The sequence below is a fragment of the Amycolatopsis lexingtonensis genome (genome assembly GCF_014873755.1).
Classification (GTDB): Bacteria; Actinomycetota; Actinomycetes; order Mycobacteriales; family Pseudonocardiaceae; genus Amycolatopsis; species Amycolatopsis lexingtonensis.
Map to the genome: position 1 here is coordinate 5,475,870 of NZ_JADBEG010000001.1, position 15,568 is coordinate 5,491,437.

The window sequence follows — 15,568 nt, forward strand, 5'->3', positions numbered from 1 at the left end:
GTGAAGAAGACCATTTTCGTCGTCGCGCTCTCGATCGCGGGGTTCATCGCGGTCTGGCGGTTCGAGCCGGGGCCGCTGCACAACGCCGCCGCCGTCGCGCAGGCGCCGCCCAGTACCAGCGCACCGGCCGCGCCGTCGACCGCACCCTCCACTTCGGACGGTGGGGACCCGACGGTGACCACGCAGGGCACCGCCGAATCCAGCAAGTACGGCGTCGTGCAGGTCCAGGTGACGTTCACCGGTTCGCGGCTCACCGCCATCACCCTGCTGCAGGCGCCGAACGAAGGCCGGGCGCTGACCGCGTTGCCGCGGCTGCAGGACGAAGCGATGCAGGCCCAGAGCGCCGACATCGACACGATCACCGGCGCGACCGAGACCAGCGAGTCCTACAAGACCTCGCTGCAGGCCGCGATCGACCAGCGGGGGAACCGATGAGCGTCCGCGTCGAGCAGATCATGGGACTGCCGATTTCCCTGGACCTGCGCGACGATGCGGACTTCGCCGAGGCCGTCGACGACGTCTTCGCCTGGTTCCACGACGTCGACGCCCGGTTCAGCCCGTTCAAGGAGGACAGCGAAGTCAGCCGGTACGACCGCGGCGAGCTCGCGGCCGCCGAGCTGAGCGACGACCTCCTGGAGGTCCTGGAGCTCTGCGCGTACTACGAGCAGCTTTCCGGCGGCGCGTTCCGGGCGCGGCTGCCCGGACGCGGCCTCGACCCGTGCGCGGTGGTGAAGGGCTGGGCGGTGCAGCGCGCCGCGGACATGCTGAAGGCCGAGGGCGCGACGACGTTCTGCCTCAACGCCGGCGGCGACGTCGTCACCGCGGGCGAGCCGGAGCCCGGCCGCCCGTGGCGGGTCGGCGTCCGCCACCCCGAGCAGCCACTGGCGGTGTGCGCGGTGCTGGAGTCGCGCAACGGCGCGATCGCGACGTCGGCGGCGTACGAGCGCGGTTCCCACATCCTCGACGGCCGGTCCGGGACACCCGCGACGGGCCTGATGAGCGTCACCGTCGTGGCCGGCGACCTGGTCACGGCGGACGCGCTGGCCACGGCGGCGTTCGCGATGGGCGAGGAGGGCATCACGTGGGCGGCCGACCGGCCGGACTGCGAGATCCTCATCGTCGACGACAGCCGCCGTGTGCACCGGACGGCGGGTCTCGCGCTGGCGTCCTGAAATCGGCTCGCCCCGGCGCTTCGCCTGAGCCAGACTCGGCGGCACCCGTCTGCCGAGGAGTGCCATGCCTTCGTCCGTCCTGCACGTGTCCGTCGACTGCGCCGACCCGTACCAGCTGTGCCAGTTCTGGAGCCAGGTCACCGGGAAGCCGGTTCCCGAGGAGGACCAGCCCGGCGACGACGAGTGCGGCATCGCCCTCGAGGGCGGCATCGACCTGCTGTTCCTGCGGGTCCCCGAGCCGAAGACGGTGAAGAACCGGCTGCACGTCTGCCTGCAGCCGGACGTCCCGCGCGACGAAGAGGTTTCCCGGCTCCTCGGCCTGGGCGCGACGCTGGTCGACGACCTGCGCAAGCCCGACGGCACCGGCTGGGCGGTGCTCGCGGACCCCGAGGGCAACGAATTTTGCGTCCTGCGCAGCGCGGCCGAACGCGCGGCGACGTCGTGACGGACTCGTTCGCCGTCAACAAGGCGAACTGGGACGAGCGCGCGGTCCTGCACGCGGCTTCGCCGGACTACAACTTCGCGGACTTCGCCGCGGATCCCGCGTACCTGAGCGCTGTCGTGCGGTTCGACCGGCCGCGCCTGGGCGACATCGGCGGGCTGCGCGCGGTGCACCTGCAGTGCCACATCGGCACGGACACGGTGTCGCTCGCGCGGCTCGGCGCTTCGGTGACCGGCCTGGACTTCTCGGGTGCGGCGCTGGCGGAAGCCCGGAAGCTCGCCGCGGCGGCCGGCGCGTCGATCGACTTCCGCGAAGCCAATGTGTACGACGCCGTCGAGGTGCTGGGCGCCGGCGAGTTCGACCTGGTCTACACCGGAATCGGGGCGCTGTGCTGGCTGCCGTCGATGGCGCGCTGGGCGTCGGTGGTCGCGGGCCTGCTGCGCCCGGGCGGGCGGCTCTTCGTCCGGGAGGGTCATCCGATGCTGGGGACGCTGGACGAGAACGACCCGGCGGCGCCGCGCTACCCGTACTTCGAGCACGCCGAGCCGCTGGTGTTCGACGAGCCCGAGACCTACGTCGCCACCGACCGGCCGCTCACCCACAGCGTCAGCCACTCGTGGAACCACTCGCTGGGCGAGATCATCACCGCGCTGCTGGACAACGGCCTCACGCTGACCGCGTTCACCGAGCACGACAGCGTGCCGTGGAACGCGATCCCCGGCCAGATGACGCACGACGAAGCCACCGACGAGTGGCGGCTGAAGGACACGCCCTCGCGGCTCGCGGCGAGCTACACGCTCCAGGCGGTCAAGCACGGCTGAATAGGGTGGGCCGCATGCCCTTGATCGCGGTCGCCACCCTCGGCGGAACCATCTCGATGGCCCCGGCTCCCGGGTCCGGCGCCGTCCCGCGGCTGGGTGCGGCCGAACTGATCGGCGCGCTCGGCGACCTGCCAGTGGACGTCCTCGCCGAAACCCTGGCGGGGATCGGCAGCGCGTCGATGGACTTCGCGACGCTGCTGCGGTGCCGCGACTGGGGCCTGCGCCAGGACGCCGACGGGTTCGTCGTCGTGCAGGGCACCGACACCCTCGAGGAGACCGCGTACTTCCTCGACCTGTGCTGGCCGTCGGAGATCCCCGTGGTCGTCACCGGCGCGATGCGCAACGCGGGCCTGCTCAGCCCGGACGGCCCGGCGAACCTGCGGAACGCGCTGACCGTGGCGGCCGATCCCCGCAGCCGCGGCCGGGGCGCGCTGGTCACGCTGAACGACGACGTCCACGCGGCGCGCTGGGTGCGGAAAGCGCATTCGAGCCACCTGGAGGCGTTCACGTCGGCGCCCGCGGGGCCGCTGGGCATGGTCGTGGAGCACGCGGTGCACTACTTCCACCCGTCGCCGCCGCGGCCCCCGGCGCTCAGCGGCGAGGACTTCGGCGGGCTGGTCCCGGTGGTCGAAGCCGGTCTCGACGACTCGGGCGCGGTCCTCGCGCACGCGGCCACGCAGCCGGGCGTGCGCGGGATCGTGCTGGCGGCGACGGGCGCGGGCCACGTCTCGTCCGGCACCGCCGACGTGGTGGCCCGGCTGCTGCCTTCGCTGCCGGTGGTCGTCGCTTCGCGGACCGGCGCCGGGCCGACGTTGCGCTCGACGTACGGCTTCCACGGTTCGGAGTCGAGCCTGATCGCGATGGGCGCGACGATGGCGGGCTGGCTGGACGCGCGGAAGTCCCGGATCCTGTTGCACACGCTGCTGGCTTCCGGTGCCGGCCGCGACGTGATCGAGCGCGAGTTCCGCCTACGCGGCGACCTGGACTAACCGGCCCAAAGCACCCCAATGTGGCGTTCGGTGCGTCCAGCGCACCCAATGTGGCGTTCGGTGCGTCTGACGCACCCAACGCCACATTGGGGTTGTTTCATCGTGATTTGCGCTGGTCAGGATGGGCTGATCAGGTCTGGTAATGCTCAGGCTTCTGCTGTCCGGGCGGTGTCGCGGACGCTCTGCTCGTGCTGGGTGAGCACGAGCAGAGCGCGCAGCAGGGTGGTGGCGTGGCGGGTGTCGAGGCGGAGTTTGTCGAGGATGTGCCAGTGTTTGAGGGCGGCGAAGCCGCCTTCTACCGCACACCGCATCGCCGCGAACACCGCGTTGGCCTGCTTCTGCGTCTTGGTCAGCGGTCGGCGGGCTTCGGCTTTGTAGGGAGTGAGCACGATCTGCTCACACGGTCCCTCACAGTCTGGGCAGTCGCGGGTGGTGCGGACGTCTTTGTGCCAGCCGTGGAAGCCTTTGTCTCCGGCCGGGGTCAGGCCGTGGGCGTGCAGGTGCTGGCGGATGCGCAGCCGGCGGGCGGCGGTGATGTCGGCGGTCTTGCCCGGCAACGCTGCCGAGACCCACAGCAGCCGGCCGGTCTCGTCGGTCAGGGCGAGCACGACCAGGCCGTGGTGTTTGTGCTTGCCGTTGTAGTGGGCCCGGTTGGCTTTGCCGGTGCGGCGGCGGGTCCGGATCAGGGTGCCGTCCACCAGCACCACCGTCGCGGCCTGGGCGGCCTGGCGGCGCAGGACCCGGTTCAGGCGAGTGGCGCGGGCGGCGAGCAGGGTGATGACTTCCAGCACCCACCGCCGGACCGTGGCCGCGGAGACACCCATGCCGGCTCCGAGGTGGGCCAGACGCGGGTCGTCGCGCAGCACGGCGAGTACGACCAGAGCCTGGCCGGCGGGGCCGGCTTTGCGCCAGCGCGACCGCAACCGCCGTCGGTGGGCACAGATCAACCCCGCGACCAGTTGCAGGGTCTGCCGGGACAGCGGAAGGGCGACCTGGTAGGAAAGAGGACCGAAGCCCTCGGCGGATGGTTGACTCACATCTCGATCCTGCCGAGGGCTTCACCCATCTCCAGGTTCGCCACGCTGGTCCCAGCACCACTTCCTGTCACGACAGGAAACCACCACAAAACCGACACCCTGACCAGCCACAACCAGGATGAAACAACCCCATTGGGGTGCTCGGGTCAGTCCAGGACCGGGCCGCCCAGCGGGTCGAGGTGGTAGGAGCGCATCGCGCGGGCCGCGTCGCGGTAGACGTGGACCGACACCGCCGGGTCCGGGCCGTCGTTGCGCACCTCGTGGACGTACCCCGGGCCGAACACCCGCGACTGCCCCGCCGCGAGGGCGTGCAGCTCGGTGACCGCGCGGCCGCCCGGGGCCCGGCGGGCCACCGCCTCCGTCAGGTGCCCGCTGACCACGGTGAACGCGCCGCTGGCGAACGCGTGGTCGTGCAGGTCGGTGCGCTGGCCGGGCAGCCAGCTCATCAGCCAGACCTCCTGCCGCTCGTCCTTCTCGACGAGCGCGGCGAAGCGCTCGTCGGGGTCGTAGCGCAGCAGGTGCTTCCAGCGGTCACGGTCGGCGGCGACCTCCAGCGCGACGCGCACCGGGTGGCGCAGCGCGGGGTTTTCGGGACGCAGCAGGGTGTTGTCCGGAACGGCGAACATGGAGGGTCCTCACGGAAGAAAAGGGGTGTCGAGCTGGGCCGGGGCTGGGTTCACCGACAACAGCGACACGCGCACACGACGGCGCGGAAGCCCATGCGGCCCCGCGGCTCGGTCATTTCGTGCGCGAACATGCGACCAGAGTCGCAGCCGCTCCCCGCCCGGTCAAGAGCTCCCACCTGCCGGGAGATCAGGACCACTCGTGCTTTTGCGACCGCCCCAGCAGCTCGGCGCCCGCCCGCCGCGGGTCAACGCCCTCGTGGCAGACGCGGTGCATCGCGTCGGTGATCGGCATGTCGACACCCAGGCTCCGCGCGAGCGCCCGGATCGACGAGCAGGACATGACACCCTCGGCGACCTGCCCGCCGGCCGCCGCCTGCGCCTGTTCGAGCGTCTCACCGCGGCCGAGGCGCTCGCCGAACGTCCGGTTGCGCGAAAGCGGCGACGAGCAGGTCGCGACCAGGTCGCCGACGCCGGCGAGCCCGGCGAACGTCAGCGGGTCCGCGCCCAGCTTCGCCCCGAGCCGGGCCATCTCGGCGAGGCCGCGCGTGATGAGCGTCGCCATCGTGTTGGTGCCCAGGCCCAGCCCGGCGGCCATGCCGGTGCTGAGCGCGATCACGTTCTTGCAGGCGCCGCCGAGCTCGCAGCCGACGACGTCGGTGTTGGTGTAGGGCCGGAAGTAGGAGTTGGCGCAGGCGCGCTGGATCGCGACGGCGCGCTCGTGGTCGGCGCAGGCCAGCACGGACGCGGACGGCTGCCCGGCGGCGATCTCCTTGGCCAGGTTCGGCCCGGTCACGACGACGACCTCGTTCGGATTCATCCCGACGATCTCGCCGATGACCTCGCTCATCCGCTTGAGCGTGCCGAGTTCGACGCCCTTCGCGAGGCTGACGAGGATCGCGTCCGGCGGCAGCAGATCGCGCCACGACGTCAGGTTGGCGCGCAAGCTCTGGCTGGGCACGGCGAGCACGACGGCTTCGGCGCCTTCGAGCGCCTTCGCCGGGTCGCTGGTGGCGGTGATGTTCTCCGGCAGCTCGACGCCGGGCAGGTACGCGCTGTTGGCGTGCCGCTCGCGGATGTCCTCGGCGACCTCTTCGCGGCGCGCCCACATCGTGACGTCGCGACCGGCGTCCCCGAGGACCTTCGCGAAGGCGGTGCCCCACGACCCGGCCCCGAGCACGGTGACCCGCTGCACGTCGGCGCGCATCAGGCGGTTTCCCCCGGCTTCTCCGACGGCGGTTCTTCGTCCCGGATCTCGGCGAGCAGCCGGGTCACCTCGTCCATCATGACCTTGGTGACCTCACGCAGCTTGGACGCGCTGCGGACGCTGCCTTCGCGGTAGACCGACAGGTCGAGCGGGTCGCCGACGCGGTGGGTGATGGTCTTGCGCGGGAACGGCTTGAACTTCTTGGTGTAGCCGTTGAAGAGCTGGCTGGTGCCCCAGCGGGCGATGGGGATCACGGGGACGTCGTTCTGGATCGCGAGCCGCGCGGCGCCGGTGAAGGACTCCTTCGGCCAGCCGGCCGGGTCCTTGGTGATGGTGCCCTCGGGGTAGATCACGACGACCTTGCCCGCCTGCAGCGCCTCGTGCGCGGCCTTGAGACTGTCCCCGGCGGCGGCCGACCCGCGCGAGACGGGGATCTGCCCCGAGCCGACGAAGATCTTCCCGAAGATCGGGGTCCGGGTCAGGCTCTCCTTGCCGAGGAACCGCGGCACCCGCTTCGCCCGGTGCACGAAGACGGCGTCGACGACCGGGTCGAGGTGCGAGATGTGGTTCAGCACGAGCAGCGCGGGCCCCTGCCGCGGCACCTTCTCGTCCCCGACGTAGACCCGCCGCGCGATCCCGGTGATCGGGTAGAACAGTACGGCGGCGAGCCCCACCCAGAAGCCACCCTTTTCACGCCGGGCCACGATCTCCTCCTCCACGTCTCACGTCCGGTGCTGATCCTGCCGCGCCGGGGTCGGGGCAGTCCAGGGAGGGTGCGTTCAACCGGCGGCGAGGCGGTCCGGGCCGGCTGGGCGCCCTGGTCCGGGGCCGGACGCCAGGGCCCCGGCAAAGGTGCTGCGGCTCGCTCGGCGGCGGCTTCGCCGACGTCTTGAATGACTCATTCAGGTCTTCCGAGGTCCTGAATGAGTCATTCAAGACACCACCGGCCCACCCGTCACGAGGATCGCCGAGCCCACCACCCCCGAGTTGTCCACAACTGCCCTCACCTGTGGACAACCCGCCCCACTCCCCGACACCAGCCCGACCTTTCCGGTAAAGATGGACACGTGGACGTAGACCTGGTCGTGCCGATGAAACACCCCCGCGACGGCAAGTCGCGGCTGCGTGGCGCGGTCGAACCGGACCACCACCCGGCCCTGGTACTGGCCCTCGCCGCCGACACGCTCGCCGCCGTCGTCTCGGCCGGGCGGGTGCGGCGCGTCCTGCTCGTCGCCGCCGACCCCGAGGCCGTCCGGGAACTCGCGGAACTCGGCGTCGAAATCATCCGCGAACCCCCGCACGGAGGTCTCAACGAAGCTTTCCGCCACGGCGAAGCCCAGCTCCGCAAGGACGACCCCGCGGCCATAGTGGGCGCCCTCCAAGCCGACCTCCCCGCCCTGCGCGCCGGCGACCTGACCGAGGCGATCACCGAAGCGGCCGGGAACCGGGCCTTCGTCGCCGACCGGCAGGGCACCGGCACCACCCTCCTGCTCTCCGCGCCGGGTGCTCCGCTCGAGCCGCGGTTCGGGCTGGGGTCGGCGGCCGCGCACCGCCGGTCCGGGGCCGTTCCCCTGCGGGCGCCGCTCGCCACCCTCCGCAGCGACGTCGACACCGCGGACGATCTTGCCCACGTCCGCGCGCTGGGTGTCGGAAAACACACGGCGGAAGCGTGTGCGGGACCGCGCTGAGCTGTTCATCTGACCTTCACCACGCCCTGCGCAATTCCGCGTGGCTTGGTGAAGAATGGGGGCCGTGAGCACAGACGACGGCGGCACGCCCGCACCGCGGAGGCGACGGAACCCGGCAAGCGGATCTTCGGAGACGGCGAAGAAAACCACCAGCCGGGCGAGCACGGCCAAGAAGGTCCCGTCGAAGGCCACCGCACGCGACACCGCCGCCCGGGCCACCGCCGGGAAACCCCGGGAGCGCAAGGCCACCCCGGCGACCACCCGCCGCCGCAGCGCTTCGCACGGCAACGGGCGCAACGCCGAGGAGTTCCGCTCCGTGCCGTCGGCGCCGCCCGCGGTCACCGCCGCGCCGGCCGCCGTCGAGACGCTGCCGGACGACCGGTACTTCAACCGCGAGCTGTCGTGGCAGGACTTCAACGCGCGGGTGCTCGCGCTGGCCGAGGACGAGTCGCAGCCGCTGCTGGAGCGGACGAAGTTCCTCGCCATCTTCGCGTCCAATCTGGACGAGTTCTACATGGTCCGCGTCGCCGGCCTGAAGCGCCGCGACGAGACCGGCCTGCTGGTGCGCAGCGCGGACGGGCTCACCCCGCGCGAGCAGCTCGGCTACATCGCCAAGCGCAACCAGGACCTGGTCGAGCGCCAGACCGGCGCCTTCGAAAAGCACCTGCGCCCGCAGCTGGCCGAGCACGACATCCACATCGTCGGCTGGGCCGACCTGCCCGGCGCCGACCAGCTGCGGCTGTCGAGCTACTTCTCCGAGCAGATCTTCCCGGTGCTGACGCCGCTGGCCGTCGACCCGGCGCACCCGTTCCCGTACATCTCGGGCCTGTCGCTCAACCTCGCGGTCACCGTCCGGGACCCGGAGGGCGGCACCGAGCGGTTCGCCAGGGTGAAGGTGCCGAGCAACGTGCCGCGGCTGATGCGCGTCGAAACCGACCGCGCCAGCCGCACCGCGACCTTCCTGCCGCTCGAGGAGCTCATCGCCGCGCACCTCGGCGAGCTGTTCACCGGCATGGACGTCACCGAGCACCACGTCTTCCGCGTCACCCGCAACGCCGACTTCGAGGTCGACGAAGACCGCGACGAAGACCTGCTGCAGGCCCTCGAGCGCGAGCTGGCGCAGCGCCGGTTCGGGCCGCCGGTCCGGCTCGAGGTCGCGCAGGACATGAGCGAGCACATGCTCGAGCTGCTGCTGCGCGAGCTGGACGTCGACCCGGCGGACGTCGTCGAGGTGCCCGGCCTGCTGGACCTGACCTGCCTGCACCAGCTGTCCGGTGTGGACCGCAAGGAGCTCAAGGACCGGCCGTTCGTGCCGGCGACGCACCCGGCGTTCGGCGAGCGGGAGACGCCGAAGAGCGTCTTCGCCACGCTGCGCGAGGGCGACGTGCTGGTGCACCACCCGTACGACTCGTTCTCCACCAGCGTGCAGCGGTTCATCGAGCAGGCGGCGGCCGACTCGAAGGTGCTCGCGATCAAGCAGACGCTGTACCGGACCTCGGGCGACTCCCCGATCGTCGACGCGCTGATCGACGCGGCCGAGGCAGGCAAGCAGGTCGTCGCGCTGGTCGAGATCAAGGCGCGGTTCGACGAGCAGGCCAACATCACCTGGGCGCGGACGCTGGAACGCGCGGGCGTGCACGTCGTGTACGGCCTGGTCGGGCTGAAGACGCACTGCAAGGTGTCGATGATCGTGCGCCAGGAGGGCTCGACGATCCGGCGCTACTGCCACATCGGCACCGGCAACTACAACCCGAAGACCGCGCGGCTCTACGAGGACATCGGCCTGTTCACCGCCGACCCGAGCATCGGCGCGGACGTCACCGACCTGTTCAACGTGCTCACCGGCTACTCCCGCCAGGACACCTACCGGACGATCCTCACGTCGCCGCACGGCATCCGCCGGGGCATCGTCCGCGCGATCGGCGAAGAGATCGAGCTGGCGCGGGCCGGGCAGCAGGCCGGGATCCGGATCAAGTGCAACTCGCTGGTCGACGAGCAGGTCATCGACGCGCTCTACCACGCGTCGCAGGCCGGGGTGCCGGTCGAGATCGTGGTGCGCGGCATCTGCACGCTCAAGCCCGGCGTCGAAGGGCTGTCGGAGAACATCCACGTCCGGTCGATCCTGGGCCGGTTCCTGGAGCACTCGCGGGTCTTCCACTTCCGCGCGGGCGGCACGCACTGGATCGGCAGCGCGGACATGATGCACCGGAACCTGGACCGGCGGATCGAGGCGCTGGTGCGGGTGAAGGACCCGAAGCTGACCCGGCAGCTCGACGACATCTTCGACTCGGCGCTCGATCCGGCGACGCGCTGCTGGGTGCTGACCGACAGCGGCGAGTGGGCGCCGTTCCCGGCGGACGGCTCGCGGGTGCGTGACCACCAGCTGGAGCTGGCGAAGCTGCACGGGGCCGCCGGATGACCCACGAGGTACGGGCGGCCGGCGCGGTGCTGTGGCGCGTCGCCGGCGGGGTGACCGAGGTCGCCCTGGTCCACCGCCCGCGGTACGACGACTGGTCGCTGCCGAAGGGGAAGCTCGACGCGGGCGAGACGATCGCCGAGGCCGCCGTCCGCGAAGTACGCGAGGAGACCGGGTTCGCCGCGGTCCTGGGCCGGTACGTGGCGCGCACGACCTACGCGGTGCCGTCGCGCACCGGGTCCGGGACGGTGCCGAAGACGGTCGACTACTTCGCCGCGGAAGCGGTTTCCGGCGAGTTCGCGGCGAACGACGAGGTCGACGAGCTGCGCTGGCTCGCCCCGCAGGCCGCGGAAAAGCTGCTGACGCGGCCGGGGGACGTGCGCGTGCTGCGGGCGTTCTGCGAGCTGCCCGTCGGCCTGTCGACGGTGTTGCTGGTGCGGCACGCGAAGGCGGGCAAGCGCGACGAGTGGACCGGCGACGACGACCTGCGCCCGCTTTCCGAAGCGGGCCAGCGGCAGGCGGCCGGGCTCCGGCGCGTGCTGGCGCTGTTCGGGCCCGCCCGGGTGCTGTCCGCGCCGCGGCTGCGGTGCGTGCAGACGGTGCACGGGATCGCGGACGACCTCGGCGCCGAAGTCCGGCACGAACCGCTGTTCTCCGAGGAGGGCTACTGGCCCGACCCGGTGCTCGGCGTGGCGCGGCTGCTGGCCGTGGCCGGCGACGCCGGGACGCCGGTGGTGTGCAGCCAGGGCGGCGTGATCCCGGACCTGGTGAGCGCGCTGGCCGACCGCGACGGCGTGGAGCTTTCCGCCGCGCGCGGCGGGGTCGTGCCCAGCAAGAAGGGCTCGTTCTGGGTCCTGTCGTTCCGCCCGCCGACGGCCGAGGAAGGCCCGCTGCTCCTGGCGGCGGACTACTACCCGAGCGCGCTTCCCGCGCCGGCGCCCACTCGCTCCTGACTCGGGGCCGGACAACGAGACAGCGTCCTGACAGTAGATCTTGGTGTACTGGTCCCGGGTCCCGCTGGGCTGCGCCGGGCTAGGGGTACGGCGCATCCCCGGGCGAGGGCTCGTCTGTCGGCACCGTGGCCAGCAGGGCTTGGATCTCCGTGACCCGGGGGTCGCCGAGGCGCTGGCTCACGGTCAGCGCCTCGGTCCAGTGTCCCCCTGCCTCGCGGCCGCGGCCGGTTCGCTGTTTGAGCCGGCCCAGGGTGATCTGGACGTCGATGGTGCCGTAGTCGGCGTTCAGCTCTTTCAGCTCGGCGAGCGCGTCGAGTCCCGCCTTCTCCGCTTCGTCGTGTCTTCCCGCCCCGGCGAGCGCTTCGGCGACGTTCCCTAGGGCGAGCGCCGCGTGGTAGCGGTCGCCCAGCTCGGCGAAGGCTTCGTGCGCGGCCTCGGCGGCTTCGGCCGCGTGGTCGTAGTCGTGCAGGCCGATGCGGCTGGCGCTGACGTTCAGCAGCGCGTGCGGGACGAAGGTGCGCTGCCCGTGGTCGCGCGCGAGGTGGACGGCTTGGAGGGCGTAGCGCTCGGCTTCCGCGTACTCGGCGCGGACGTAGTAGGCGCCGGCGAGGTTCGACAGGATCGCCACGGCCAGCGCGGTGCCACCGCCGGACTCCGAGGCCGCGCGGGCCTCCTCCAGCGCTTCCAGCGCCTGGTCGGGCTGGAGCGTGCGCAGGTAGGCCGAGCCGAGGTTGTTGGCGCTGTACTGGAGACCGGTGTTGTCGCCGGCGTCGCGGGTGACGGCGACCGCCGCGCGCGCGGTGGTGATCCAGTCGTCGCGGTCGTGGCGTTCGGCGAAGAAGCCGCGCAGGAGCCACGCGAGCTTCCAGGCGTGGGCGGTCCAGCCGCGGTCGGCGGCGATGCCGACCAGCGCGGTGAGGGCCGGCCGTTCCGTGGCGTACCAGGCGATCGTCTGCTCGTGCTGGGTGAAGTGGACGGCGGGCACCGGCGGCGGGCCGAGGGTGATGTCCTCGGTGAGCAGGTCGGGGCGGACGAGCTTGTTCGCCTCCGCGACCGTGGCGAGGTACCAGTCGAGGAGCCGGCGCAGCGCGGCTTCGCGGTCGTCCGCCGTCGTTTCGGATTCGACGAGTTCCGCGGCGTAGACGCGCAGGAGGTCGTGGAACTGGTAGCGGTCGGTGCCGGGCTGGTTGAGCAGGTGCGCGGCGGCGAGCTGGTCGGCGAGTTCGCGGGCTTCACGCAGGTTGGCACCGGCGAGCGCGGCGGCCGCGGACAGGCTGAAGCCGTGGCCGGGGTGCAGGCCGAGCAGCCGGAAGAACCGCGCGGCGGCCGGGCGGAGGGCCTTGTAGGACCAGGAGAACGCGGCGCGGAGGTCGGTGCCGGCGTCCTGCGGGTCGCGCAGGGTGTCCAGGCGCAGCCGCTGGTCGCGGAGTTCTTCGACGATCCCGGCGAGCGAAACGCCGGGAAAGCGGGAAGCGCGTTCTCCGGCCAGCGCGAGCGCGAGCGGCAGGCGCCCGCAGAGCTGGACGAGTTCGGCGACGGCATCGGGTTCGGCGGCCAGGCGCCGCGGGCCGACGCTGCCGGCGAGCAGCGCGGCGGCGTCCCCGTCGTCGAAGGACCGTAGCGCGATGCGGCGGGCGCCGTCGCGCGCGACGAGGCCCCGCAACTGGTTTCGGCTGGTCACGACGACGAGGTTCCCGGAACCGGGCAGCAACGGGCGGACCTGGTCGGCGTCGCGGGCGTTGTCGAGCAGCATCAGCGTGCGGCTGCCGTCGAGCCGGCTGCGCAGCAGGGCCGAGCGTTCCTCCACTGTGGAAGGCACGGACTCGGGCGGGACGCCGAGGGCGCGGAGGAAGCCGGCGAGCGCGGCGTCCGGCGTGACGGGGGTGCCCGCGGAGTGGCCGCGCAGGTCGAGGAACAGCTGGCCGCCGGGGAAGCGATCGCGGACGCGGTGCGACCAGTGCACGGCCAGCGACGTCTTCCCGACCCCGGCGGTGCCTTCGATGACGACGATGCCGGAGGCGCCGCCGGGCGGCAGCCGGTCGAGCTCGGCGAGTTCGGCACCGCGGCCGGTGAAGCCGGCGACGTCGAAGGGCAGCTGCCGCGGCACGGTGGGCACGGCGGGCCCGGCGTCGGCGGCGAGCAGTTCGGCGTGCAGGCGCCGCAGGTCTTCACCGGGTTCGACACCGAGTTCGTCGGCCAGCAGCGCGCGCAGGTTGGCGTAGCGCGCGAGTGCTTCGGCGCGGCGCCCGGACCGGGCGAGGGCACGGACCAGCCGTTCCCACAACGACTCCCGCAGCGGGTGCTGGGCGACGAGGTCGGTCAGCTCGGCGACGAGCCGCGCGTCGGGGACCAGCCCGGTGTCGAGGTCGATGCGCTGCTCCACGGCGAAGAGGTGCCGTTCGGTGAGCAGCGGCTCCCATTCGGCGGCGAGCGCGGGCGAACCGACGCCTTCCAGCGGCGTCCCGCCCCAGGTGGCGAGCGCGGCGGTGAGCAGCGCCCGCCGCTGCGCGGGATCGGTCGTGGCGGCGGCTTGGTCGAGGGCGCGCAGGAACCGCAGCGCGTCCACCCGGGACGGGTCGACGACCAGCCGGTAGCCGTCCGGTTCGGTGACGACGGTGTCCTCGCCGCAGAGCCGGCGCAGGCGCATGACGTAGGTCTGCAGGCTGCCCCGGATGTGCGCGGGCGGCGTCTCGCCCCAGACCCCGCGCGCGAGCGCGTCGATCGACACCAGCCGGCCCGCGGCGAGGGCGAGGGTGGCGAGCAGCGCGCGCTGGCGGGAACTGGTCAGCACGACCGGGGAACCGCCGACGAGCACCTGGAACGGGCCGAGCAGCCGGATGTCGATGGTGGTCGCCCCCAGGTTAGCCGTCGCGCGCCGCCGGGCCCGCACCGCACGCGGGCCCCGAGGAACGCAGCGTGGCACCACTCGGCCGGGCGCTCAAGCAACTTTGCGAAATTGAGCGGAACCGGTCCCGGGCGCGGGGTTGGGCCGGGCGGGTGGGGTGCGGGTCCCGTGCGGGATGGGGAAGTTGGCGGTGAGTGACTTTCGGGAGTGGGCGGGTTCGGGAGCGGGCTTGCGGTTGCGGGCGCGGGCGGGATCGCTTCTGCCGCACCGGTGCGGGCAGGGTCCGGGCAACGCCGCGCCGGTGCAGTCCACAGCATCCCGCCGACGTCTTGAATGACTCATTCAGGTCTTCGGAGGTCCTGAATGAGTCATTCAAGACGTTGGGCGAGCCGATCACGCGCGGCAGAGTGGCCTGGCCGAGCGGCGACAACCCACCCTCGGCCGGTGCGGCAGGCTCCTGCCGGCCCGGATCGCTCCTGCCGCACCGGCCCGGACATGCGGCAGGGCCCCACGCACTTCGCGCGGGGCCCTGCCGGAAAAGTCGCTCACCTGACCAGAGGTCGCCCCCTGGGGACCCCCTGATTTCACGTTACCGCAGGGGTCCGACAGTTTTCGGAGGTCAGCTCTTCTTCGCCGCGGTCGAGGTCCGCCTGGCCGGGGCTTTCGCCGCGGTCGTCTTCCGGGCCGTGGTCGTCTTCGCCGCGGCGGGCTTCGCCGCCGTGGTCTTGGCCGCGGCCGGCTTCGCCGCGGCGGTCTTGGCCGCAGCAGGCTTCGCCGCGGTCGTCCTCGCGGCCGGCGCCTTCGCGCGCGTCGTCGTGGTCTTGGCCGCGGCCGCCTTCGGGGCCGCCGCCCGGGTCCGCGTGGTCGCCGGCTTCGCCGCGGCCGGCTTCGCCGCCGTCGCGCGGGTGCGCGTCGCCGTCGCGCGGGCCGTCGCCGGCTTGGCCGCCGCCGCGCGCGGGGTGGTCGCGCGCGTTGTCGTGGAGGCTCGCGTGCCAGCCGCCGCGCGCTTCGCCGGCGTCGCCTTGGCCAGCTTCTTCGCGCCGGAAATGACGTCCTTGAACGTGGTTCCGGCGCGGAACGCCGGCACGTTCGTCTTCTTGACGCGCACGGCCTCGCCGGTGCGGGGGTTCCGGGCCGTCCGGGCCGCGCGGGCGCGCTTCTCGAACACACCGAAGCCGGTGATGTTGACCTTCTCGCCCTTGTTGACCGTCCGGATGATGATGTCGACCAGACCGTCGACCGCCTCGGAAGCGGCCTTCTTGTCGCCCAGGCGCTCCGACAGCGCCTCGATCAGCTGGGCCTTGTTGGCCATTCCAGTCCTCCAAGAAGGGAGTACCCGTCCTCGGCCCGGTCGGCCGACCAGCACACGGTATTA

Annotated in this window: 14 protein-coding genes; 8 read left to right on the forward strand and 6 right to left on the reverse strand. The window is 72.3% G+C overall.

The genetic code is table 11. The features are described 5' to 3' along the window. The 5 genes from H4696_RS24605 (at nt 1) to H4696_RS24625 (ending at nt 3,424) form a co-directional block, all read left to right on the forward strand. Nucleotides 1-435 (forward strand): FMN-binding protein, encoded by a 435-nt coding sequence (locus H4696_RS24605; protein WP_086858643.1) that lies wholly within the window; start codon nt 1-3, stop codon nt 433-435. Continuing rightward, on the forward strand, nt 432-1,172 hold the full coding sequence (locus H4696_RS24610; RefSeq protein ID WP_086858642.1) for an FAD:protein FMN transferase: 741 nt from the start codon (nt 432-434) through the stop codon (nt 1,170-1,172). Before H4696_RS24605 ends, H4696_RS24610 begins: the two co-directional genes overlap by 4 nt. Before the next feature lie 64 nt (nt 1,173-1,236). Next, nucleotides 1,237-1,617 (forward strand): VOC family protein, encoded by a 381-nt coding sequence (locus tag H4696_RS24615; protein WP_086858641.1) that lies wholly within the window; start codon nt 1,237-1,239, stop codon nt 1,615-1,617. Continuing rightward, nucleotides 1,614-2,435: a class I SAM-dependent methyltransferase gene (locus H4696_RS24620; protein ID WP_086858640.1), complete on the forward strand. Its 822-nt coding sequence runs from the start codon at nt 1,614-1,616 to the stop codon at nt 2,433-2,435. Before H4696_RS24615 ends, H4696_RS24620 begins: the two co-directional genes overlap by 4 nt. A 14-nt stretch (nt 2,436-2,449) precedes the next feature. Beyond that, a complete protein-coding gene (locus H4696_RS24625) occupies nt 2,450-3,424 on the forward strand; it encodes an asparaginase (protein WP_086858639.1) in 975 nt (324 codons plus the stop codon). A 146-nt stretch (nt 3,425-3,570) separates the two neighbouring features. Here the strand turns inward: H4696_RS24625 and H4696_RS24630 are convergent, their stop codons facing one another. The 4 genes from H4696_RS24630 to H4696_RS24645 form a co-directional block, all read right to left on the reverse strand. After that, on the reverse strand, nt 3,571-4,461 hold the full coding sequence (locus H4696_RS24630; RefSeq protein WP_192782512.1) for a transposase family protein: 891 nt from the start codon (nt 4,459-4,461) through the stop codon (nt 3,571-3,573). Between the two features lie 146 nt (nt 4,462-4,607). Further along, nucleotides 4,608-5,087, reverse strand: a complete 480-nt coding sequence (locus tag H4696_RS24635) for a cysteine dioxygenase (RefSeq protein WP_086865486.1) — start codon at nt 5,085-5,087, stop codon at nt 4,608-4,610. A 187-nt stretch (nt 5,088-5,274) separates the two neighbouring features. Continuing rightward, nucleotides 5,275-6,291, reverse strand: a complete 1,017-nt coding sequence (locus H4696_RS24640) for an NAD(P)H-dependent glycerol-3-phosphate dehydrogenase (protein WP_086865485.1) — start codon at nt 6,289-6,291, stop codon at nt 5,275-5,277. Beyond that, the gene (locus H4696_RS24645) at nt 6,291-7,010 is read right to left on the reverse strand and encodes a lysophospholipid acyltransferase family protein (protein ID WP_086865484.1); all 720 of its coding nucleotides are present in this window, start codon (nt 7,008-7,010) and stop codon (nt 6,291-6,293) included. The genes H4696_RS24640 and H4696_RS24645 overlap by 1 nt, the downstream gene beginning before the upstream one ends. Nucleotides 7,011-7,358: 348 nt before the next feature. On the opposite strand from H4696_RS24645, the gene cofC reads away from it, so the two are divergent. The 3 genes from cofC to H4696_RS24660 are packed head-to-tail and all read left to right on the forward strand — an operon-like array spanning nt 7,359 to nt 11,348. Continuing rightward, nucleotides 7,359-7,979, forward strand: a complete 621-nt coding sequence (cofC, locus tag H4696_RS24650) for a 2-phospho-L-lactate guanylyltransferase (protein ID WP_086865483.1) — start codon at nt 7,359-7,361, stop codon at nt 7,977-7,979. A 55-nt stretch (nt 7,980-8,034) separates the two neighbouring features. Continuing rightward, nucleotides 8,035-10,398 (forward strand): RNA degradosome polyphosphate kinase, encoded by a 2,364-nt coding sequence (locus tag H4696_RS24655; protein ID WP_192782513.1) that lies wholly within the window; start codon nt 8,035-8,037, stop codon nt 10,396-10,398. Further along, nucleotides 10,395-11,348 (forward strand): NUDIX hydrolase, encoded by a 954-nt coding sequence (locus tag H4696_RS24660; RefSeq protein WP_086865482.1) that lies wholly within the window; start codon nt 10,395-10,397, stop codon nt 11,346-11,348. Before H4696_RS24655 ends, H4696_RS24660 begins: the two co-directional genes overlap by 4 nt. Before the next feature lie 79 nt (nt 11,349-11,427). Here H4696_RS24660 and H4696_RS24665 read toward each other — a convergent pair whose 3' ends face one another. Then, nucleotides 11,428-14,238, reverse strand: a complete 2,811-nt coding sequence (locus H4696_RS24665) for an AfsR/SARP family transcriptional regulator (RefSeq protein WP_338078700.1) — start codon at nt 14,236-14,238, stop codon at nt 11,428-11,430. A gap of 574 nt (nt 14,239-14,812) precedes the next feature. Continuing rightward, nucleotides 14,813-15,505: an HU family DNA-binding protein gene (locus H4696_RS24670; protein WP_086856806.1), complete on the reverse strand. Its 693-nt coding sequence runs from the start codon at nt 15,503-15,505 to the stop codon at nt 14,813-14,815. Nucleotides 15,506-15,568: the final 63 nt, after the last annotated feature.

What these genes read in the sequence shown, in the direction of transcription:
- H4696_RS24610 (WP_086858642.1), top strand. Translation starts at nt 432, where the DNA reads ATGAGCGTCCGCGTCGAGCAGATCATGGGACTGCCGATTTCCCTGGAC.
- H4696_RS24615 (WP_086858641.1), top strand. Translation starts at nt 1,237, where the DNA reads ATGCCTTCGTCCGTCCTGCACGTGTCCGTCGACTGCGCCGACCCGTAC.
- H4696_RS24625 (WP_086858639.1), top strand. Translation starts at nt 2,450, where the DNA reads ATGCCCTTGATCGCGGTCGCCACCCTCGGCGGAACCATCTCGATGGCC.
- H4696_RS24635 (WP_086865486.1), bottom strand. Translation starts at nt 5,087, where the DNA reads ATGTTCGCCGTTCCGGACAACACCCTGCTGCGTCCCGAAAACCCCGCG.
- H4696_RS24640 (WP_086865485.1), bottom strand. Translation starts at nt 6,291, where the DNA reads ATGCGCGCCGACGTGCAGCGGGTCACCGTGCTCGGGGCCGGGTCGTGG.
- H4696_RS24655 (WP_192782513.1), top strand. Translation starts at nt 8,035, where the DNA reads ATGGGGGCCGTGAGCACAGACGACGGCGGCACGCCCGCACCGCGGAGG.
- H4696_RS24660 (WP_086865482.1), top strand. Translation starts at nt 10,395, where the DNA reads ATGACCCACGAGGTACGGGCGGCCGGCGCGGTGCTGTGGCGCGTCGCC.
- H4696_RS24670 (WP_086856806.1), bottom strand. Translation starts at nt 15,505, where the DNA reads ATGGCCAACAAGGCCCAGCTGATCGAGGCGCTGTCGGAGCGCCTGGGC.